Below are 20999 nucleotides of genomic sequence, written 5' to 3'. Positions count from 1 at the left end.
AACAATGCTTGTTTTTAATATTGTTCTGAATTAATTGATTTTATAAATTGATGGGGAGTCATTAACTCCATTTTTTTAAATTGTCGATTAAAGTAACTGGTATTGTTAAAGCCAGATTTAAACGCAATATCTGATATTCGCAAATGTTTATTTTCTTTAATAAGCTTTTTAGAAAATTTAATTTTTTCGGCGTTAATATAATCTATAGGAGAAATACCTAAGGTATTTTTAAATTTTTTATGAAAGTGAGAGGTACTCATATAAGCTTTTTGAGCTAATACATCTACAGTAATGTCTTTATTAGTAAGGTTTTCTTTTATGTATTTTATTACTGTGCCAATTCGAGTATCGCTAAAAATTTTATTATAATCATTAACAATTAGCGATTTTGCTTTGGTTTGTAGTAATCGCACAATTAATTCTTGAATCATTAAATCCAATAAAATATCTTTAGATTTATTGTTAAGTATAAAAGTGCGTGTTAAACGTTTTATAAGATCATTAACATCACTATTGTTTGTTAAATGCGAAGCATAATTGTCTATTTTCCAATTGTTATTTTCGTTTTCAATAGCTACGTTATTGTTAAATTTTTCAATAATTTCATTAATTTTTTCGGGGTCTATACCTAAAGCCAAACATTGTGTAGGTGCGTCTTGAGTGGCTATTGGAAAATCAATAATCATTTCTTTTTTAGAAGGCATTACTACTGATTCTCCAGGATAAAAATCAAAAGAAGGCATGCCTTGAATATGCATTATTTTTTTTCCGCTAAGCATACTGGTAATTACTGGAAAATCGAATATTAACGATATTTTTTCAGCAGCTGTATGTGTTTCAAACACATTTAATTCAGCATATTCCACATTGTAGGTTGTTTTGTTTTCTACTAAAGTGGTGAGTTTTCTATTGTGTTTATGCTGCTTTAACAAAGAGTTCATGTACAATAATACAAAAAAAAGTGTTTTTAAAATGTTAAAATAATAGATATGTTCAAGATTATAATAAATATGTTCAATTTATTAAGTATACGATAAAATATCTTTGTTAAGATTGCTTTATAAGTAATTTTTAACTTACAAAAGTTAATATTTATTAATTTAAAATTATAGTTTATGAGTTATTCAAAACCAACATTTAAAGAAAAATATTACAATTTTATTAATGGACAATTTGTGCCTCCTGTTGGAGGAGAGTATTTTGACAATACATCGCCAATAGACAATAGTTTAATTGCTAAATATCCGCGTTCTCAAAAAGAAGATATTGAATTAGCAGTTGATGCTGCTAATGCAGCAAAAGAATCTTGGGGAAACACCTCTGTTACCGAAAGAGCTACCTTATTAAATAAAGTAGCGGATATTATTCAAGAAAATTTAGAAGAATTTGCACTAGTAGAAACCTGCGATAACGGAAAACCTATTCGCGAAACTTTAAATGCAGATATTCCTTTGTCTATAGATCATTGGCGATATTTTGCCTCGTGTATACGTGCTGAAGAAGGAAGCGCTACAGAATTAGATGCCAACACTTTATCGATGAACATAAAAGAACCTTTAGGGGTTGTTGGGCAAATTATTCCGTGGAATTTTCCGTTACTAATGTTGTCTTGGAAATTACCTCCTGCATTAGCTACAGGAAATTGTGTTGTGTTAAAACCAGCAGAGCAAACCCCTTCAACAGCTACGTTATTAATGGAAAAAATTGCCGAGGTGTTTCCTCCAGGGGTTATAAATGTAGTACATGGCTTTGGGCCTGAGGCAGGAAAACCATTGGCCTCTAGCTCTAAAATAGACAAAGTTGCTTTTACTGGTGAAACCACTACAGGGCAATTAATTATGCAATATGCTTCTAAAAATTTAAATCCAGTAACGATGGAGTTAGGAGGTAAGTCTCCTAACATATTTTTTAATTCTGTAATGGATGCAGATGACGAATTTTTAGATAAAGCCATAGAAGGGGCTGTATTGTTCGCTTTTAATCAGGGAGAAGTTTGTACTTGCCCATCAAGGTTACTTGTACAAGAAGATATTTATGATAAGTTTATAGAGCGTGTGGTAGCTCGAACAAATGCTATAATTCAAGATAATCCCTATGATGTAAATACAATGGTAGGGGCGCAGGCTTCTAATGATCAATACGAAAAAATTCAATCGTATTTAAAAATAGGTAAAGAAGAAGGGGCTAAAGTACTTTGTGGTGGAGAAGCCAATAAGTTAGGGGGTAACTTGGCTAACGGGTTTTATATAAAACCAACCATTTTAGAAGGGAATAATAAAATGCGAGTCTTTCAAGAAGAAATTTTTGGGCCTGTGGTCTGTGTAACTAAATTTAAAGATGGGGCAGAAGCATTAGAAATTGCTAATGATACTTTATATGGATTAGGGGCAGGAGTTTGGACACGTGATGCTCACCAACTTTATCAAATTCCTAGAGCTATAAAAGCAGGACGCGTATGGGTAAATTGTTATCATGCATATCCAGCACATGCGCCTTTTGGTGGATATAAAAAATCTGGTTTTGGTAGAGAAACTCATTTAATGATGATGAATCATTACAGACAAACTAAAAACATGTTAATATCTTACGATAAAAATAAGTTAGGTTTTTTTTAAAAAATAGCACAAAAAGTTTAATTTTATGCGCGCAGTTTTGAAGTATTATAATCAACTGCGCGTATTTTTTAGTTTTATTACAATGCAATTTAGCCGAGTAGCCATTACCGAAAAAGCCAAAGAAATAGTAGCGATACTAAAGAAAAAACATGGAGCGTTAATATTTCATCAAAGCGGAGGGTGTTGTGATGGTTCTGCGCCTATGATTTTTGAAAAAGAAGACATGTATCTCGATGAAAGCGATATACTTTTAGGCGAAATAGAAGGGGTTAATTTTTATATGAATAAAGATCAATTCGAATATTGGAAACACACCCACTTAACAGTTGATGTTACCGAAGGTAGAGGAAGTAGTTTTTCTCTTGAAATACCTTTAGGCGTTCGCTTTATTATTCAGTCAAGGCTTTTTACAGAACAAGAAAATAAATTTTTTAACTAACAATCTACTAACTACTATTTAATAATTATTATGAGTAATTACCACATCAAACATTTAGAAGAATATTATCAAGTTTATAGAAAATCGATTAGAAACCCTGAACAATTTTGGGAAGAAGTTGCTGAAGAACATTTTTTATGGCGAAAAAAATGGAACGCTGTGTTACATTGGGATTTTTCTAAACCTGAAATTAAATGGTTTGAAGGGGCTAAGTTAAATATTACCGAAAATTGTATCGATAGGCATTTGGCTACTAGAGGAGATAAAACAGCTATTTTATTTGAGCCTAACAATCCAGAAGAGCCCGCTGAGCATATTACTTATAAACAACTACACCACCGAGTAAACCAATTTGCTAATGTATTAAAAGAGCAAGGTATAGAAAAAGGAGATCGTGTGTGTATTTATGTGCCAATGATTCCTGAATTGGCAATTTCATTATTAGCTTGTGCTAGAATTGGCGCTATTCATTCAGTTGTTTTTGCAGGATTTTCTTCTACTGCTTTAGCTACTAGAATTAATGATGCCGATTGTAAAATGGTAATTACTGCAGATGGCTCTTATCGAGGAGCCAAAACTATTGATTTAAAAGGAATTGTAGATGAAGCCTTACAAAACTGTCCTACCGTAAAAACGGTATTAGTTGCTAAAAGAATTAATTCTGATATTACCATGAAAGAAGGGCGTGATAAATGGCTACAGCCATTGTTAGATGCAGCTTCTGATCAATGTAAAGCAACGGTTATGGACGCTGAAGATCCGTTATTTATTTTATATACTTCGGGTTCTACAGGTATGCCTAAAGGTATGGTACACACAATTGCGGGGTATATGGTATATACCGCATATACTTTTAAAAATGCTTTTCAATATAAAGAAGAAGATGTTTATTGGTGTACTGCAGATATAGGTTGGATTACAGGGCACAGTTATATTGTGTATGGCCCTTTAGCAAATGGGGCAACAACGGTTATGTACGAAGGAGTACCTAGTTATCCAGATTTTGGACGTTTTTGGCAAATTGTAGAAAAACACAAAGTAAATCAGTTTTATACCGCACCTACTGCGATTAGAGCATTGGCTAAACAAGGTGTTGAGTTGGTAGATAAATACGATTTATCTTCGTTAAAAGTATTGGGTAGTGTGGGTGAACCTATTAATGAAGAAGCTTGGCACTGGTATAACGATAATGTAGGAAAAGGAAAGAGCCCTATTATAGACTCTTGGTGGCAAACTGAAACAGGAGGCATGATGATTACCCCTATTCCGTATGTAACACCAACTAAGCCTACTTACGCTACTTTACCATTTATAGGTATACAACCTTGTTTGATGGATGAAAATGGAGACGAGCTAAAAGGTAATCAGACTGAAGGACGCTTATGTATAAAATTTCCATGGCCTAGTATAGCTAGAACAATTTGGGGTAATCACCAACGTTATAAAGATACTTATTTTTCAACTTTTAAGAATATGTATTTTACGGGTGATGGAGCATTGCGCGATGAGGTTGGCTATTATAGAATTACAGGTAGAGTAGATGATGTAATTATTGTGTCTGGTCATAATTTAGGTACAGCGCCAATAGAAGATGCTATAAATGAGCACCCTGCGGTTGCAGAAAGTGCTATTGTTGGTTTTCCACATGATATTAAAGGAAGTGCTTTATATGGTTATATTACGTTAAAAGATATAGGCGAAAGTAGAAATCATGATAATTTACGTAAAGAAATTAATCAAATAATTTCTGATAAAATAGGGCCTATTGCTAAACTAGATAAAATACAATTTACCCAAGGTTTACCAAAAACACGGTCAGGTAAAATTATGCGACGTATTTTACGTAAAATAGCTTCAAATGAGCTTTCTAATTTAGGAGATGTATCAACCTTGTTAGACCCAGAAGTAGTAGAAAATATTATTAAGGATAAGTTGTAATCGAGTGCTTTAGTTTTTTTAATACTAAAAAATAGAACAAAATAATTAAAAACAAAATATAAGATGATTTATTTAGGACTAATTGGGCCTTTTCTATTAATCATACTTCTTGGAATTTTACCAACAATTCTTGCCCTTGTAGATATTTTAAAGAGCAAATTTGAAGATAATGATAAAATTGTATGGTTGTTGACGGTGTTATTTCTTAATTTTTTTGGTGCAATTTTATATTTCTTAATTGGCAGAAAACAGAAAATAAATAAAATTTAAAAAGTATAATTTGTACTCTTAAAACAAGAACAGGAGGGTTACACTTGGTTGTTAGCGTAGTTTTTCTAAGCTACTGCAAAGTAATTTTTGTTAGTTGGTTATAAATAAAATCGTAATAATTTTTATAGTTAGGTACCATAAAGGAGCCGTGTTTTGTAGAATCGGTTAATATTTCTAAGTCAAAAAGTTGTAGATCATCTACTTCGTTAATTTGTTTGGTAAGTTTAGAAATAGGTACGAGCAATTTACATATAAAAATATGTTTGTGCTCGTTATCGAGTATTCCGTTTGAATGGATAATTTCGTCTTTTCTTAAACCAATTTTTGTGAGTTGGTTTTTGGTAATGGTAATTCCTATTTCTTCTTTTACTTCACGAATTGCAGCATCAATAATATTTTCACCAGCCCCAATGTGTCCAGCAACAGAAACATCCCAAAGGTTTGGAAATACTTTTTTTACAGATGCTCTTTTTTGTAACAACACCTTTTTATCATCAGTATATAGCCATACATGAGTTGTTGAGTGGTACCAACCGTTTTTATGGGCTTCAGATTTTAAAGCGATTTTTCCGGTAGGTTCTCCGTCAGAAGTTAAAATGTCAATCCATTCATCCATAATAAATCAGGTCTATTTTTTTAAATTTTTGTAATAAGCATCAATAACTGATTTTCTACCAATGGTTTTTGTAATACTATCTTTTTCAAGATCCCAACCACGAGCAGGTGAGTATTCGCGACCATAATAAATAATTTGTAGGTGCAAAGTATTCCATAAATCTATAGGAAATAGTCGTTTTGCATCTTTTTCGGTTTGTGCAACGTTTTTACCGTTCGATAAATTCCAACGATATAATAATCGGTGAATATGGGTGTCAACCGGAAAAGCAGGAACATTAAAAGCTTGACTCATAACTACACTAGCTGTTTTATGTCCTACGGCAGGTAGCAATTCTAGAGCTTGCATATCTGCAGGAACCTTACCATCGTATTTTTCAATTAATATTTTTGACAAACCATAAATTCCTTTCGATTTCATTGGTGATAATCCAACAGGTTTAATAATTTCACGAATTTCATCAACAGAAAGCTTTACCATATCAAATGGGTTATCTGCTTTTTTAAATAATTTTGGAGTAATAATGTTTACCCGAGCATCAGTACTTTGAGCAGATAAAAGTACTGCTATTAATAAGGTGTAAGGGTCTTTGTGGTTTAAAGGAATAGGAGGGTTGGGGTATAATTTTTTTAAAGTATTTATAACAAACTGTACTTTTTCTTTTTTTGTCATATTAAAGATATAAATAAGGTGTTTATGTCAAAGTTACTAACTTATTTGTACTTTTAAACCACAAATATTAAATTAAAAAACCATGATAAAATTAAAAGTAGGAGATAAGGCTCCCAATTTTGAAGCTAAAGACGAGAAGGGAAATACGATAAAACTTTCGGATTATAAAGGAAAAAAATTGGTTTTGTTTTTTTATCCTAAAGCTAGTACACCAGGATGTACAGCAGAGGCTTGCAATTTGCGTGATAATTATAATGCGTTTTTAGCTAAAGGATATAAGGTGTTAGGGGTAAGTGCCGACTCTGCTAAACGCCAACAAAATTTTATAGATAAAAATAAATTACCGTTTCCGTTATTGGCAGATGAAGATAAATCTGTTATTAATGCTTTTGGAGTTTGGGGACCTAAAAAATTTATGGGGCGTGAATATGAAGGAATTAATAGAACTACTTTTATAATTGATGAAAAAGGTAATATTGAAAACATTATTGAAAAAGTAAAAACTAAAGATCACGCTGCACAGATTTTAAACGAATAGATAACTTAAATAGCTTCTTTGTAAAACACACTGTAAGTTTACAAAGAAGCTGTTTTGTAGTTGTTAATTAAGTTACTGCGCCACTTTTTGGGCAATACCTATAATAACTTCAGTGGCTTTAATCATGCTTTCTACAGGTACATATTCGTACCGACCGTGAAAATTATGTCCGCCTGCAAAAATATTAGGACAAGGTAGCCCTTTGTAAGAAAGCTGCGACCCATCAGTACCTCCTCGAATAGGTTTAATAATTGGGGTAATGTTTAAATCTTTCATTACCTCTTCAGCAACAGTAACAATGTGCATAACAGGAGTTATTTTTTCTTTCATGTTATAATACTGATCTTTAATATCAATTTCAATTAAGTTTTTACCTATTTCTTTATTGATATTGTCAGCGATATTGCGTATTAATTCTTTGCGTTGCTCAAATAAGTTTTTATCGTGGTCTCTAATAATGTATTGTAAAACGGTTTGCTCTACATTACCAGATATATGGTGTAAATGAAAAAAACCTTCATATCCTGAGGTTTTTTCAGGCACGTCAGTACTGGGTAAAGCTGTAATAAATTGGTTAGCAATTAGTGTAGAATTAATCATTTTACCTTTTGCATAGCCTGGGTGAACTATTTTTCCGTTAATAGTAACTTTTGCTTTAGCTGCATTAAAATTTTCATATTCTAATTCGCCAATTTGGCTACCATCCATGGTGTATGCCCAGTCAGCTCCAAATTTTTTAACATCAAATAGTTCAGCTCCTTTGCCAACTTCTTCATCAGGGGTAAAGCAAATTTTAATTGTACCGTGTTTGATTTCAGGATGTTGCAATAAGTATTCCATTGCAGAAACAATTTCAGTAACACCTGCTTTGTCATCGGCTCCTAAAAGGGTTGTGCCATCTGTAGTAATAAGCGTTTGCCCTTTATATTGAAGTAAATCTTTAAAGTAATCTGGTGAAAGAATAATGTTTTCTTTTTTATTTAAAACAATATCTTTTCCGTCATAATTTTCATGAATTTGAGGCTGTACATTTGTTCCTGTAAAATCAGGGCTGGTATCTAAATGTGCAACAAAACCGATAGTAGGAGTTGGGTGGTCTACATTACTAGGTAACGTGGCCATTAGGTAACAGTTTTGGTCTAATTCAACATTTTGCATACCAATTTCTATTAATTCTTGTTCTAATAAACGAGCAAGATTCCATTGTTTTTCAGTACTAGGAAAAGCAGGGTTGTTAGGGTCAGATTCGGTATCAATAGTTACATATTTTACAAATCGGTTTATAATGTGTTGTGGGTTCATTGTGGTTGTTTTTTATAGGGTAAAAGTAATTATTTCAAAGCTATTTTTTCTATTAGTTTAATAGCTTTACAAAAACGTTCGTTAATTAAAGAGTCTCCGTACACTTCAATTTTAGTTTGTAAAAAATTTTCAGAGTTTACTTTAGAATAGATGGTTAAAATATGATAAGTGTATTTTTTCTTTTTACCTTTAGAAAAGGTGAAATAAGAGGGTTTGTTTAAAAAAATAAGTGTTTTAGATTTAATAAAGGATAACTGTTCTGATATGTTTTCGCGAGTTATTTTTTGTTTAAATTGCTCGTTAAAAGTTATTGGAGAATACAGTAGGGTAACATCTATTAATGTTGTTTTAGTAAGACTAGTAGTGGTGTCGGCACTAAATATAGAGGTTTGTGTATTGTCGTAGTATAAATTTGTTTTCCAATGTTTTGGTAACGAAATACTAAATAAATTTTGAATATCGTTAGTGGTTTCTAAATGAGTATATGAAGAACTGTTTTTACAGGGAAATTCTTTTTCTAAATCAGAAGAATTACAACTAATTAGTAAAATACAAAAGCCGATAAAAAGATAAAAGAATTTCAAAACTTATAAGTTGGGTTGATTTGTATTAAAATAAGCAATTAATAAGTCAACAACATAGTCGTAAGAAGCAATTCCTTTAGCTTGTTTGTTGGCTTTTAAGTACGAGTTATACCCTTTTTTTAAATAAGGCTCAATAGGATTTTTAAATTGCTCCCAAAACGTATTGTTAGCTTTAAAATCGCTTAAAATACCAGGGCTAATTAAATGCCATATTTCTTTTGCTATTTTAGGGTTTCGTTTTTTTATTTCGATATAACATTTAATAAATGCAAACCGATATGCTGAGTATTTAAAATAAAGGTTGTTGTTAGCAGCGGCAGCTAAAAAACCTATAAAATTGGCTTCGTTTTCGGCAGCAAACCCAATTTGATGAGCCATTTCGTGACAGGTAGTTAATGGGTAGCTTGTTTTAGGAATCATAGCATTTACTTGAGCTTCGCCTGTTAAAGGGTTTAAATATCCAGAAGTTCCATTATAGCTTTGTATTAAGCTAATCAATGAACTTTTTATAGAGGCGTGTTTATAAGATAGTTGAGGGTAGGTTTTTGCAATTTCTTGATAGCCTTCTAAAGCCATAGTATACATTTCTTTTTGAGTATATGGTACGACTACTTTAAGGGTGTCGTTTTTGGTAATTTGTATATGTAAACGATTTAATGTTGTTATTATGTTTAGAGTAGTAGTTTCTAATTCGTTAGTAGTGTATTGATTTTGGTTAAAACCTAAATTTTTAGCTAATGGTTCTCTAAAATAATTTAGTCCCCAAAACATATAAAAACAGCCGTAAAGTATTGAAAGAAACGCAGTAAAAGCTAATACTTTTTTCCCGATATTTTTAAACTTATTTTTTAATAAATTATAGCAGGTGTACAAAAAGTAGATACCTAAAAAGATAACTAAAACATCTCCAATTGAAAAAGGAATCCAGCCCAATAATTGACGAAAAAATGAAGAAATATAAAGATAGATTCCGTTTGAATAATATTGTTCAACAACCTGAGGATATTGGCTTAATAATTGCACTAATAAAATTTGTACAGGTAATAAAACGGTTAGTAAAAGGTACTTTTTTTTATTTTTCAAAGTGATAACCTTAAAATAAGCGCAAAAATACAAAAAAATAAAAGTTAGCCACTTATTAACATGTTAATAACATTAAAAAAACAAGGTTATTTACATGTTATGTGTACAAATAAAAATTATATATTTAAGTAACAATTAAACCTAAAAAATTACTTTTGTTTTATGGAAAAAGCAACACCGTTTACAGGTAAAAAAATAGACAAAACAAGAATAATTAGTTTAGAAAAAGGAAAAATACCCCCTCAGGCTCTTGACTTAGAGCAAGCGGTGTTAGGGGCTATGATGATAGATAAAAAGGGTATTGATGATGTAATAGATATATTACATTCAGAAGCTTTTTACGATAAACGACACCAATTAATATATACAGCGATATACTCATTATTTCAAAATTCGGAGCCTATTGACTTGTTATCGGTATCAAATCAACTAAGAAAAGATGGCAATTTAGATACTATAGGTGGTGATTTTTATATTATTGAGCTTACTCAAAAAGTAGCTTCTTCGGCTCATATTGAGTTTCACTCTCGAATTATATTACAAAAATATATTCAGCGAAAATTAATTTCTATTTCAAGTGAAATTATAGAAAATTCGTATGATGAAACCATTGATGTTTTTGATTTATTAGATGATGCCGAAGCTAAATTATTTGAAGTTACCCAAGGAAATTTAAAGAAAAGTTCAGAAAAAGCTAGCGATTTGGTTAGACAAGCCTTGGTAAAAATTCAAGAAATTTCTAATAAAGAAGGCATGAGTGGTTTGGCTACAGGTTTTACCAAATTAGACGCTTTAACTTCGGGTTGGCAGCCTTCAGATTTGGTTATTATAGCAGCACGACCAGGTATGGGTAAAACAGCTTTTGTAATTTCAATGGCCAAAAATATGGCAATTGATTTTAATATTCCAGTAGCTTTATTTTCATTAGAAATGTCGTCTGTTCAGTTAATTACCCGTATGATTTCGTCTGAAACAGGGTTAACATCAGAAAAATTACGAAAAGGAAATTTACGCCCAGACGAGTGGCAACAGTTAAATACTAAAGTAAAGCATTTATCTGATGCCCCTATTTTTATTGATGATACACCAGCGCTTTCTATTTTTGATTTACGAGCTAAAGCTCGTCGTTTGGTATCGCAACATGGGGTAAAAATTATAGTTATAGATTATTTACAGCTAATGACTGCTGGAGGTGCTGGTGGAAATCGTGAGCAAGAAATTTCTACTATTTCTCGTAATTTAAAGGCGCTAGGTAAAGAGTTAAATATTCCAGTAATTGCTTTGTCGCAGTTATCACGTGCAGTAGAAACACGTGGAGGTAGTAAACGACCTTTACTATCCGACTTACGTGAATCAGGAGCTATTGAGCAAGATGCCGATATTGTTTCGTTTATTTTTAGACCAGAATATTACGGAATGACCGAGTGGGACGACGACGACCATACTCCTTGTGAAGCACAAGCAGAGTTTATTGTAGCGAAACACCGTAATGGAGGCTTAGAAAATATTCGTTTAAAATTTACAGGACACTTAGCTAAGTTTTCTGATTTAGAAGAAAGTTTTAGTAGTGAATATCAATCTAAAATGAATAACGATATTTTACCAAACCAACGTGTTGACCCTAAAGATGCTTTTGATAATGAAGATGAAAATGGTTTGCCTTTTTAAAATTAATGAATTGATTTAAAATAGTAAGTGTATACTTAAAAATTTGTTTGCGTGAAAAAACTCTTATTAGTAGTCATATTTTTGTTTATGTCAAATTTACTTTGTGCATCTTTTATATACATACCTATGAGTGCTGATAATCAAAAAAATCATTTAAAAGCGTATGGTATAGTGTATTTTGCACTTCAAAAAGGATTGAAAGCAAAATGGCTTCTTAATTACGACGGCGGGGCATTTTTAATTGAAAATAATGAAATAGTAGAAAAAGAATGTGTTATTAGGGGTGTTTCGCATCGGGTAATCTCTGATGCTAAATCAGTTTTAATATTAGAAGAAATTTCGTCGCCTTCTAAAAATCAAGAAGCGGTAACTTTAGAAAAAGCACCAAAAATAGCGGTATACTCTCCAAAAGATAAAATGCCATGGGATGATGCAGTAACTATGGTATTAACCTATGCCGAAATTCCGTTCGATGTGGTGTATGATGAAGAAGTGTTGAATGATAAATTGGTTTTGTACGACTGGTTACACTTACATCACGAAGATTTTACGGGTCAGTACGGTCGATTTTATAGTGCTTACCGAACAGAACCATGGTACATTCAACAAAAAAAAGATGCTGAAAAACTAGCTGCAAAATTAGGATATGCAAAAGTATCTGAAGAAAAAAGAGATGTAGCATTAAAAATCAAAGATTACGTAATTGGTGGTGGTTTTATGTTTGCAATGTGTTCGGCTACGGATAGTTTTGATATTGCACTTGCTGCCGCAGGTGTTGATATTTGCGAATCGATGTTTGATGGAGACCCTTCAGAACCCAATTACCAATCAAAAATAGATTTTACTAAAACATTTGCTTTTAAAAATTTTGAATTGATTAAAGACCCTACGGTATATGAATTTTCGACTATCGATATGACTCGTAAACGTAATATACCTAAAACGTCTGATTATTTTTCGTTGTTAGAATTTTCTGCAAAATGGGATCAAGTACCCACCATGTTAACCCAAGACCATACCCGATTGGTAAAGGGATTTATGGGACAAACTACTTCATTTGACAGACATACCATAAAATCAACCGTTTTAATAATGGGCGAAAATAAAGCTAATGGAGAGGCGCGTTATATTCATGGTACTATAGGTAAAGGTATGTTTACTTTTTACGGAGGGCATGATCCTGAAGATTATCAACATCGGGTGGGTGACCCTAAAACCGAATTAGATTTACACCCCAATTCACCAGGGTATCGCTTAATTTTAAATAATGTGTTGTTTCCTGCAGCTAAAAAGAAAAAGCAAAAAACATAGAAATAGTTTATTGAAAAACACATCTTATGTTTTTTAGAGCTATACTAGATGTGTTTATGGCGGTAAAAAAAATAATTTTTATAAAAAAGAAACAAGGTTTTATTAAAATCTTTTCGATGTTAATAATTCGGGCAATAAATACTGTAAAGTAACAATGGTAAAATCCAATCACTTTTGTATTTTTGTCAGCATAAAATTTAAAACATGCCAACAACACAACAGTTACAAGATTTTACACAACAAGTTCGTAGAGATATTTTACGTATGGTGCACGATGTAAATTCGGGTCATCCCGGAGGCTCTTTAGGTTGCGCCGAATTTATTACTTGCCTATACCAAGAGGTAATGGAGTATTCTACTAATTTTTCTATGGATGGAAAGAACGAAGATTTATTCTTTTTATCAAATGGGCATATTTCTCCAGTTTTTTATAGTGTTTTAGCACGTAGTGGTTTTTTTCCAGTAAGTGAATTAGCCACTTTTAGAAAATTAAATTCTCGCTTACAAGGGCATCCAACTACTCATGAAGGATTACCTGGTGTTCGAATTGCTTCAGGTTCGTTAGGACAAGGAATGAGTGTGGCAATTGGAGCAGCAAATACAAAAAAATTAAATAACGACGACAAATTAGTATATTCGTTACACGGCGATGGAGAGCTTCAAGAAGGACAAATATGGGAGGCCGCTATGTATGCTGCCGCCAAGAAAGTTGATAATTTAATAGCAACAGTCGATTTAAATGGAAAACAAATTGATGGAACAACCGATCATGTTTTAGCCATGGGAAGCATAAGAGCTAAATTTGAAGCTTTTGGTTGGGATATTGTTGAAGTTAAAAAAGGTAATGATATTGAATCTATTTTAGCTGGTTTAGCCGATGCTAAGTCTAAAACAGGTAAAGGAAAACCCATTTGTATTTTATTATATACTGAAATGGGTAATGGTGTAGATTTTATGATGCATACTCATGCGTGGCATGGTAAAGCTCCTAATGACGAACAGTTAGCGGAAGCTTTAGCTCAAAACCCAGAAACGTTAGGAGATTATTAAAAATGTAAAATCCTAATCAAAATATTTTAAGAGATACCTAAGATGGCTTTTAAGCTGTTTTAGGTATTTTTTTTATATCAAATTTAGATTAAGTGGTATAATTTAAAGAAGAGAATATAAGGCGAGATTTTATTTAAGCATTATTAAACCAAAAAAAACTTCCTAAACATTTTTTGTTTAGGAAGTTTTTAATTTACATTATTAGTAAAGGCTAAAATAAACTTGTCGTAAGAAATTGAAATAAATAATTTACGACTTTAGTTTAATTTCTTTTTTCTTTAATTCTTGCTTTTTTACCAGTAAGACCTCTAAAATAGAATATACGAGCTCTACGTACTTTACCTCTTTTGTTAATTTCAATTTTTTGAATAGAAGGTAAGTTTACAGGGAAGATACGCTCAACCCCAACAGTTCCAGACATTTTTCTAATAGTAAAAGTCTCGGTTGCACCAACACCTCTTTTTTGAATTACAACTCCTTTAAAAAACTGAGTTCTTGTTTTGCTACCTTCTTTAATTTCGTAGTATACTGTAATAGTATCACCTGCAGCAAATTTTGGTAATTCTTTTTTAGCTACAAATTCGTTTTGTACAAATTGGATTAAAGATTCCATATTTATATTTTTTATAAGTTTATCTAAAAGCAACGTACACGATTTTCGTCAGAGGTTGGTTTTGAGTGCGGCAAATTTAAGAATTATTTTTTCACGATAAAACTAATTGTTGGTTTATTTTTTATACATATAGTCAGCGCAATAGAAAACCCAAAATTTTCTAACTTCTTGGTTTCCTCTTTTTATAATTATAGGTTCTAGTTCTTTTACCTCTTTAAAATAGGTGGTTAACTCAGTAGGTATTTCTCCTTTTTTGTTTTTGTTTTTAAATCGTTTATCAGAATCTATAAACAAAGCATTTTTACCATTTAAAGAGGTTAAATCATCGCCAATATAATCAAACTGTAAAGCAGGTAAACCAATAATATTTTGAGCATATATTTTTTCGTCTAAATAAAAATTCAATGCTGCTGAAGTTTTGTAGTTATCGTTAGAAAATACAAATGTATTAGGGTATTGTTTTTGTATTTTCTTTGTTTCTTGGGCTAATTTTTCCCATCCTACCCAAGTATCATCACTTTTTATAGGTACAATATAAAATAGTATTTCAACAGCAATAAGAATATGAAAAACGATAGAAATTATAAGTTGAGTTTTAAGTAGTTTTTTATTAAAAAACATTGCAGCAATTATAATTCCAGTGATGTAAGAAGGCATTAGCCAATTCATTTTAACCCAGTAAATAGGGGTTATTAGAAAAAAACCGACAAAAGTTGGAACAAAAAAAGCTAACAAAAATAAGGTTTGATTGCTAGGGAGTTTAAATTTTAAAAGGGCTTTTTTTATGTATTTGTAGGTAAATGTTACAAAAACCGCAAATAAAATGGGTAATAATAAAATGAGTTGATGACCAATAGCTCCTAAAAAATATTTAGGGTTTATTTCTAATTTAGAGATACTGCTGGTTCTGTTAGTTGATTGAAAAGTAAATGAAACAAAATTGTTTTGATAATTCCACCACCAAACAGGAAAAGTTACTAGTGCTGCAATTATTAAACTAATCCATAACCAAGGCGAAAGTAAAAGCTTTCGATAACGGTTAGAGAAAAATAAAAAAGCGATTAACCCAATAGGTAAAAGCAGTGCGGTGTATTTGCTGTCAAAAGCTAAGCCCATGGCGATTCCACCTAAAATCCAATATTCTTTTTTTTGTTGAAAAATAGCCTTGTATAAACAGTTGATGCTTAAGGTCCAAAATAATAATAAAGGAACATCAGGAGTTGAGTTAAAAGATAAAATAGAAACAAATAGTGTTGTGCTAATTAAAATAATAGCATAGTTTAAATACCTTTTTGATAAAAAATGTGAGGCCAGTTTGTAAAAACTTACTAAGGTTAAAGAGGTAACCACAAAATCGGTAAGTTTAATAGCCCATACAGTTTTTCCAAAAACGCTTGTAAACAACCGTAAAAGATAGCCAATCATGCCAGGGTGATCAAAATACGAAGGTGCTAAATGCTCACCATAAAAATAATAATATGCGTCTTGAGGCATTAAGCCCATAAAAGGAAGCATTATAAATCGAAACAATTGAAAGCCTATTACAATGCTTATTGCGGGATACTTTTTAGTATAATAAAGTAAGCTATTCATCTAATAAATCGGGTCTAATATTTTTAGTGCGTTCAAAGGCTTTTTCACTACGCCAATCATCAATTTTTTTAAAATTACCAGATAAAAGAACTTCTGGAACTTTTAATCCGTTGTATTCGGCAGGTCGAGTATAAACAGGGGGTGATAATAAGTTGTCTTGAAAAGAGTCGGTTAAGGCAGATTGCTCGTCGCCTAATACGCCTGGTATTAACCGTATAATAGCATCGCATAAAACTGCTGCAGCCAATTCGCCACCAGTTAATACATAATCGCCTATTGATATTTCTTTAGTAATAAACTTGTCGCGTACACGTTGGTCTACACCTTTATAATGCCCTGCTAAAATGATTATATTTTCTTTTAATGATAAAAAATTTGCAGTAGCTTGATTTAGGGTTTTTGCATCGGGCGTCATATAAATAATTTCATCGTATTTTCTTTGTGCTTGTAATTCAGAAATACATTTATCTATAGGCTCAATCATTAACACCATACCAGCTCCACCACCAAAAGGCATATCGTCTAATTTTTTGTACGACCCAATTCCGTAGTCTCTTAAATTATGAAAATGTACCTGTACTAATTTTTTATCAATAGCGCGCTTTATCATTGAGTGTTCAAACGGGCTTTTTATTAATTCTGGTGAAACCGTAATAATATCTATTCGCATATGGCAAAAGTAGCTTTTTTTATCGATAACAAAATTTAAAATCCGATTGCCTTATCATCGCCACGAGGGTCAGCGCCTCCTTCTAGTTTTCCGTTAGGTAATACTAAAATCCCATCTATTCTACCAATAGAAGGGGCATCTTTTTCGTTAATTGTATAACCTAATTGTTTTAAAGCGCTAATCGTTTTTTTGTCAAATTTATTCGATTCCATAAAAATTTCATCGGGGAGCCATTGGTGATGAAATCGAGGTTGATTTACGGCTTCTTGCATTCCCATATTAAACTCGTACACATTTAAAATGGCTTGCAATACCGATGTAATAATGGTAGCCCCTCCTGGAGTGCCTACAACCATATAAAGCGCATTGTTTTTTTCTACAATAGTTGGTGTCATAGAGCTTAACATTCGTTTTTCGGGTTCTATTTTATTGGCTTCTGCACCTATTAATCCAAACATATTAGGTACTCCAGGTTTGCTAGAAAAATCATCCATTTCATTATTTAAAAAAAAGCCTAAATCGTTGCAGTATAATTTTGATCCGTAGGCGCCATTTAAAGTAGTGGTAACCGAAACGGCATTGCCAAACTGATCTACAATAGAATAATGGGTTGTTTCATTACTTTCAGAAATTTGAATATGACCATGACTAATACTCGCTGATTTTGTGGCTGCTTTAAAAGAAAAGTTATGCATTCTGTTTTTTGCATACGACTTACTTATGAGTGTTTTAATTGGAATTTTCACAAAATCTGGATCGCCTAAAAAATAGCTTCTATCAGCATAAGCTCTGCGTTCTGCTTCGGTAATAACTTGAATTGTTTTGGTAGTGTTATGCCCTAATTTACCTAAGTTAAAAGGCTCTATAGCGTTCATAATTTGAGCTAAACAGATGCCTCCACTAGACGGGGGAGACATAGAAATTATTTTTAATTCTTTATACTTAAAAACAATAGGTGTTCTCCATTTAGCTTCATATTTTTCTAAATCTTTTTCGGTGATAATTCCACCATTTTCTTGAATAAATTTTACTAGTTTTTTAGCGGTTTCTCCTTTATAAAACTCATCGCGTCCATTTTTTAAAATTCGACTTAAGGTTTCTGCAAGTTTTGGATATTTTATAGTATCATGCTCTTTCCAATTTTTATCAAATAAAATAGTATTAGTGTTTACTTTTAAAAAAAAAGGTTGATATTTTTTTATGCGGTTAGCTTGTTTTTTAGTAACGATTACCCCTCGATTTGCCAAGTCTATTACAGGTTGAATAATTTCATTTAAAGGTAAAGAACCAAATTTTTTATAGGCCTTAAAAACACCAGCTATAGTACCAGGAACTCCAATAGCCATAGCGCCTAATGTACTTTTGTTTTTAATTACATTTTTATTAGTGTCTAAATACATATTTTTGTGGCTGCTAAAGGGGCTTTTTCACGATAGTCGAGAGCGCCTATTTCACCATCGTGTTTACGGTACACCATAAATCCACCACCACCTATGTTACCAGCATATGGGTAAGCTACGGCAAGAGCCAGTTCTGTGCCTACCATTGCATCAAATGCATTACCTCCCTTATTTAAAATATGCATGCCAATTTTAGAAGCTTCTTCTCGCGCTGAAACAACCATTGCTTTGTCGGTTGTTACACCAATAATTTTTTTATTTTTTTTACAGCTATAAATGCAAAAGATTATTAACGTGAAATAAAAAACGTTTTTCATAGTGACTATTTTAGAGACCTAGTTCTTTTAATTTTTGATTAGAAAAAGCCTGTAAATCTTTGAAAAAAGAGGTAAAATCTTGTTCAAAATCAAAGTAATGAAGTTGTAAATCTTCTATAGCTAAATTCATTTTAGATTTTCCTTTGGTACGCCTATTCATACCTTCTAACACTTCTTTTATGCCTTTTATGTATTGGTAATTATATAGCCAGTTGTATTGAATCATATAGGGTAACATTTCTTGAGTTTTACTAGGTAGTATATCAAGGTTGCTTTTTAATAAGGTATATACATTATTTACATAGGTGTCTAATGAAACAGTTGTGTAGGTTTCCCAGTTTTTTGCTAAAAAATGGTCGTAAAAAATGTCGATGATTACTCCGTTATAATGTCTATAGCGTTTGTGTAATCTTCGTTTACTTTTTTTTACTGTTTCATGGCTATCGGTAAAGGTGTCTATTTGTCGGTGTAATAAAATGCCTTGTTGAATTTTATTCGAAAAATGAGAAAAATGATTTCCTTTTATTTGATCGGCAATAAAATTACCTATCATAATATCAGTATGATTTTTTGAAAGGTACAAGTGGGCAAGAAAATTCATTTGCTAAAGATAATCATAATAATTTTTACGAGTAATCGGTGTTAGCCGCTTTTTTAACTACTTTTTAACTATTTTATACCCTTTTAAGAGGTTCTAAAATAGCAAAATTCGATTAGAAGGTATAAAATTACCTTACCTTTGCTAGCTTAACTCATAATATAAACAGCTTAAATTATGCAAAAAAAAGTTTTTTGCCTTATTATTCTTTTAGGGTCAATTTCTTTGTGGTCGCAAGTAGGTCACAATTTATCGAAAAAAAATACTAGTCGTTCAGCAACTGATAAACCTAATTTTATTTTAATCGTTGCAGATGATTTAGGTTTTGGTGATGTCGGTTTTAATGGGAGTACAGAAATTAAAACTCCAAATATTGATAATTTGGCATATTCTGGTGTAAGATTTCCTCAAGGATATGTTTCTTCTGCAGTATGTAGCCCTTCTCGCGCTGGGCTTTTAACAGGAATTAATCAAGTAGAATTTGGGCAAGATAATAACCTTAGTTCTAATCAACCAGGTTTTGACCCTGAGTTTCTTGGAATGCCAGTAACTCAAAAAACAATAGCTGATAGGTTAAAACCATTAGGTTATGTAAGTGGTATAATAGGAAAGTGGCATTTGGGTTATAAACCACAATTTCACCCTTTAAAGAGAGGTTTTGATGAGTTTTGGGGGTATTTAGGTGGAAGTCATGATTATTTTAAATCTACCCCTAAAGGTTCAGGGCATACTGCTCCCATTCAATGTAACTATAAAACGCCTAGCCCTATAACCTATATCACTGATGATAAAGGGAATGAATGTGTTGATTTTATAAAAAGACACCAAGCAGAACCATTTTTTTTGTATGCAGCTTTTAATGCACCGCATGCACCAATGCAAGCAACTAAAGAAGATCTTGAGTTATATAAGAATATAAAAGATAAAAAAAGACGCACTTATGCCGCAATGATTCATAGGTTAGATGTTAATATTGGAAAAATTGTTAAGACACTTGATAAATACGGATTAAAAGATAATACTTTGATTGTTTTTATTAGTGATAATGGAGGGCCATGTGATGTTAATGCTTCTATAAACGCACCCTATAGAGGGCAAAAAGGAATACTTTTAGAAGGAGGTATTCATGTACCTTATATTTTAAATTGGCCTAAAACTTTAGAGTCAGGAAAAGTATATGACCACCCTGTTTCTTCGTTAGATTTAGCGCCTACTTTTGTTAAACTAGCTGGGGGAGAAATTAAAAAAGAAGACCATTTTGATGGGGTAAACTTGTTTCCATATATTACAGGAAAAGATACCTCTTTACCTCATCAAGAATTAAAATGGCACTTTACTATTAGTGCAGCAATTCGTGAGGGAAATTGGAAATTAATAAGTCTTCCAGACCGTTTACCTTTATTATATTACTTACCAACAGATGTTTCTGAACAAAATGATGTTTCTTTAAAAAATATTGAAAAAACGAAAGAGTTACTTAAAAAACTAGGTGATTGGGAAGTTCGATTGCCTCATCCTGTGTTTTTAGAAGGACCTAATTGGAGAAAAAGACAGCTTAGTTTATACGACAAAGAATATCAGCTTACACAACCCGTTAATAATAAGCCATAACGTAAAGTAATTATTGGTTAAAAAAAACAACCCTAACTACATATAATTTATTGATAGTTAGGGTTTTGTGTTGTTTTTGAGTACGTTTTTTTCTACGTAAAAATATTTTTA

At 31.9% G+C, this 20999-nt stretch carries 19 protein-coding genes and 1 pseudogene; 9 read left to right on the top strand and 11 right to left on the bottom strand.

Features of this window, described 5'->3' with window-relative positions:
- Nucleotides 1-14: 14 nt before the first annotated feature.
- On the bottom strand, nucleotides 15-941 hold the full coding sequence (locus AB2B44_RS00160) for an AraC family transcriptional regulator N-terminal domain-containing protein (RefSeq protein ID WP_369047532.1): 927 nt from the start codon (nucleotides 939-941) through the stop codon (nucleotides 15-17).
- A 174-nt stretch (nucleotides 942-1115) separates the two neighbouring features.
- Between AB2B44_RS00160 and AB2B44_RS00155 the strand changes: the two genes are divergently transcribed.
- From AB2B44_RS00155 to AB2B44_RS00140, 4 genes are all read left to right on the top strand, one after another.
- Nucleotides 1116-2615 (top strand): aldehyde dehydrogenase family protein, encoded by a 1500-nt coding sequence (locus AB2B44_RS00155; protein WP_369047531.1) that lies wholly within the window; start codon nucleotides 1116-1118, stop codon nucleotides 2613-2615.
- Between the two features lie 82 nt (nucleotides 2616-2697).
- Nucleotides 2698-3054 (top strand): DUF779 domain-containing protein, encoded by a 357-nt coding sequence (locus tag AB2B44_RS00150; RefSeq protein WP_369048505.1) that lies wholly within the window; start codon nucleotides 2698-2700, stop codon nucleotides 3052-3054.
- Between the two features lie 30 nt (nucleotides 3055-3084).
- Nucleotides 3085-4992, top strand: coding sequence for an acetate--CoA ligase (acs, locus tag AB2B44_RS00145; RefSeq protein WP_369047530.1), 1908 nt, complete (start codon nucleotides 3085-3087; stop codon nucleotides 4990-4992).
- Nucleotides 4993-5055: 63 nt separating this feature from the next.
- On the top strand, nucleotides 5056-5262 hold the full coding sequence (locus tag AB2B44_RS00140) for a PLD nuclease N-terminal domain-containing protein (RefSeq protein WP_369047529.1): 207 nt from the start codon (nucleotides 5056-5058) through the stop codon (nucleotides 5260-5262).
- Nucleotides 5263-5332: 70 nt separating this feature from the next.
- Here AB2B44_RS00140 and AB2B44_RS00135 read toward each other — a convergent pair whose 3' ends face one another.
- A complete protein-coding gene (locus AB2B44_RS00135) occupies nucleotides 5333-5878 on the bottom strand; it encodes an NUDIX domain-containing protein (protein ID WP_369047528.1) in 546 nt (181 codons plus the stop codon).
- Nucleotides 5879-5890: 12 nt separating this feature from the next.
- Entirely contained in the window at nucleotides 5891-6550 is a 660-nt protein-coding gene (gene nth / locus AB2B44_RS00130) for an endonuclease III (RefSeq protein WP_369047527.1), read from the bottom strand.
- Between the two features lie 82 nt (nucleotides 6551-6632).
- Here nth and bcp point away from each other — a divergent pair, with 82 nt between their 5' ends.
- On the top strand, nucleotides 6633-7088 hold the full coding sequence (bcp, locus tag AB2B44_RS00125) for a thioredoxin-dependent thiol peroxidase (RefSeq protein ID WP_369047526.1): 456 nt from the start codon (nucleotides 6633-6635) through the stop codon (nucleotides 7086-7088).
- A gap of 72 nt (nucleotides 7089-7160) precedes the next feature.
- Here the strand turns inward: bcp and pepT are convergent, their stop codons facing one another.
- Genes pepT through AB2B44_RS00110 form a run of 3 tightly spaced genes read right to left on the bottom strand, consistent with a single transcriptional unit; the run spans nucleotide 7161 to nucleotide 10057 of the window.
- On the bottom strand, nucleotides 7161-8390 hold the full coding sequence (pepT, locus tag AB2B44_RS00120) for a peptidase T (protein ID WP_369047525.1): 1230 nt from the start codon (nucleotides 8388-8390) through the stop codon (nucleotides 7161-7163).
- Nucleotides 8391-8419: 29 nt separating this feature from the next.
- Nucleotides 8420-8974, bottom strand: coding sequence for a hypothetical protein (locus tag AB2B44_RS00115; protein WP_369047524.1), 555 nt, complete (start codon nucleotides 8972-8974; stop codon nucleotides 8420-8422).
- 3 nt (nucleotides 8975-8977) lie between these two features.
- A complete protein-coding gene (locus tag AB2B44_RS00110) occupies nucleotides 8978-10057 on the bottom strand; it encodes a DUF3810 domain-containing protein (RefSeq protein ID WP_369047523.1) in 1080 nt (359 codons plus the stop codon).
- Nucleotides 10058-10219: 162 nt separating this feature from the next.
- On the opposite strand from AB2B44_RS00110, the gene dnaB reads away from it, so the two are divergent.
- The 3 genes from dnaB (at nucleotide 10220) to AB2B44_RS00095 (ending at nucleotide 14086) form a co-directional block, all read left to right on the top strand.
- On the top strand, nucleotides 10220-11725 hold the full coding sequence (gene dnaB / locus AB2B44_RS00105; RefSeq protein WP_369047522.1) for a replicative DNA helicase: 1506 nt from the start codon (nucleotides 10220-10222) through the stop codon (nucleotides 11723-11725).
- An 87-nt stretch (nucleotides 11726-11812) separates the two neighbouring features.
- On the top strand, nucleotides 11813-13036 hold the full coding sequence (locus AB2B44_RS00100; protein WP_369047521.1) for an asparagine synthetase B: 1224 nt from the start codon (nucleotides 11813-11815) through the stop codon (nucleotides 13034-13036).
- Between the two features lie 204 nt (nucleotides 13037-13240).
- Nucleotides 13241-14086 carry a transketolase gene (locus AB2B44_RS00095; protein ID WP_369047520.1) on the top strand — a complete coding sequence of 282 codons (846 nt, stop codon included), beginning with the start codon at nucleotides 13241-13243 and terminating at the stop codon, nucleotides 14084-14086.
- A gap of 262 nt (nucleotides 14087-14348) precedes the next feature.
- On the opposite strand, the gene rplS is transcribed toward AB2B44_RS00095, so the two are convergent.
- From rplS to AB2B44_RS00070, 5 genes and pseudogenes are all read right to left on the bottom strand, one after another.
- A complete protein-coding gene (rplS, locus tag AB2B44_RS00090; RefSeq protein ID WP_369047519.1) occupies nucleotides 14349-14699 on the bottom strand; it encodes a 50S ribosomal protein L19 in 351 nt (116 codons plus the stop codon).
- A gap of 114 nt (nucleotides 14700-14813) precedes the next feature.
- Nucleotides 14814-16292, bottom strand: coding sequence for a glycosyltransferase family 39 protein (locus AB2B44_RS00085; protein ID WP_369047518.1), 1479 nt, complete (start codon nucleotides 16290-16292; stop codon nucleotides 14814-14816).
- The gene (gene trmD / locus AB2B44_RS00080) at nucleotides 16285-16962 is read right to left on the bottom strand and encodes a tRNA (guanosine(37)-N1)-methyltransferase TrmD (RefSeq protein ID WP_369047517.1); all 678 of its coding nucleotides are present in this window, start codon (nucleotides 16960-16962) and stop codon (nucleotides 16285-16287) included. Before trmD ends, AB2B44_RS00085 begins: the two co-directional genes overlap by 8 nt.
- 35 nt (nucleotides 16963-16997) lie before the next feature.
- Nucleotides 16998-18679, bottom strand: a pseudogene (gene ggt / locus AB2B44_RS00075) (gamma-glutamyltransferase).
- A 10-nt stretch (nucleotides 18680-18689) separates the two neighbouring features.
- The gene (locus AB2B44_RS00070) at nucleotides 18690-19232 is read right to left on the bottom strand and encodes an ACP phosphodiesterase (protein ID WP_369047516.1); all 543 of its coding nucleotides are present in this window, start codon (nucleotides 19230-19232) and stop codon (nucleotides 18690-18692) included.
- A gap of 222 nt (nucleotides 19233-19454) precedes the next feature.
- Between AB2B44_RS00070 and AB2B44_RS00065 the strand changes: the two genes are divergently transcribed.
- Nucleotides 19455-20888 (top strand): sulfatase-like hydrolase/transferase, encoded by a 1434-nt coding sequence (locus AB2B44_RS00065; RefSeq protein WP_369047515.1) that lies wholly within the window; start codon nucleotides 19455-19457, stop codon nucleotides 20886-20888.
- Nucleotides 20889-20999: the final 111 nt, after the last annotated feature.

It is taken from the genome of Tenacibaculum sp. UWU-22, from assembly GCF_041021355.1.
Classification (GTDB): domain Bacteria; phylum Bacteroidota; class Bacteroidia; order Flavobacteriales; family Flavobacteriaceae; genus Polaribacter.
Note: the sequence above shows the minus strand (reverse complement) of the source record. Positions and strands in the feature narration are given on the sequence as shown.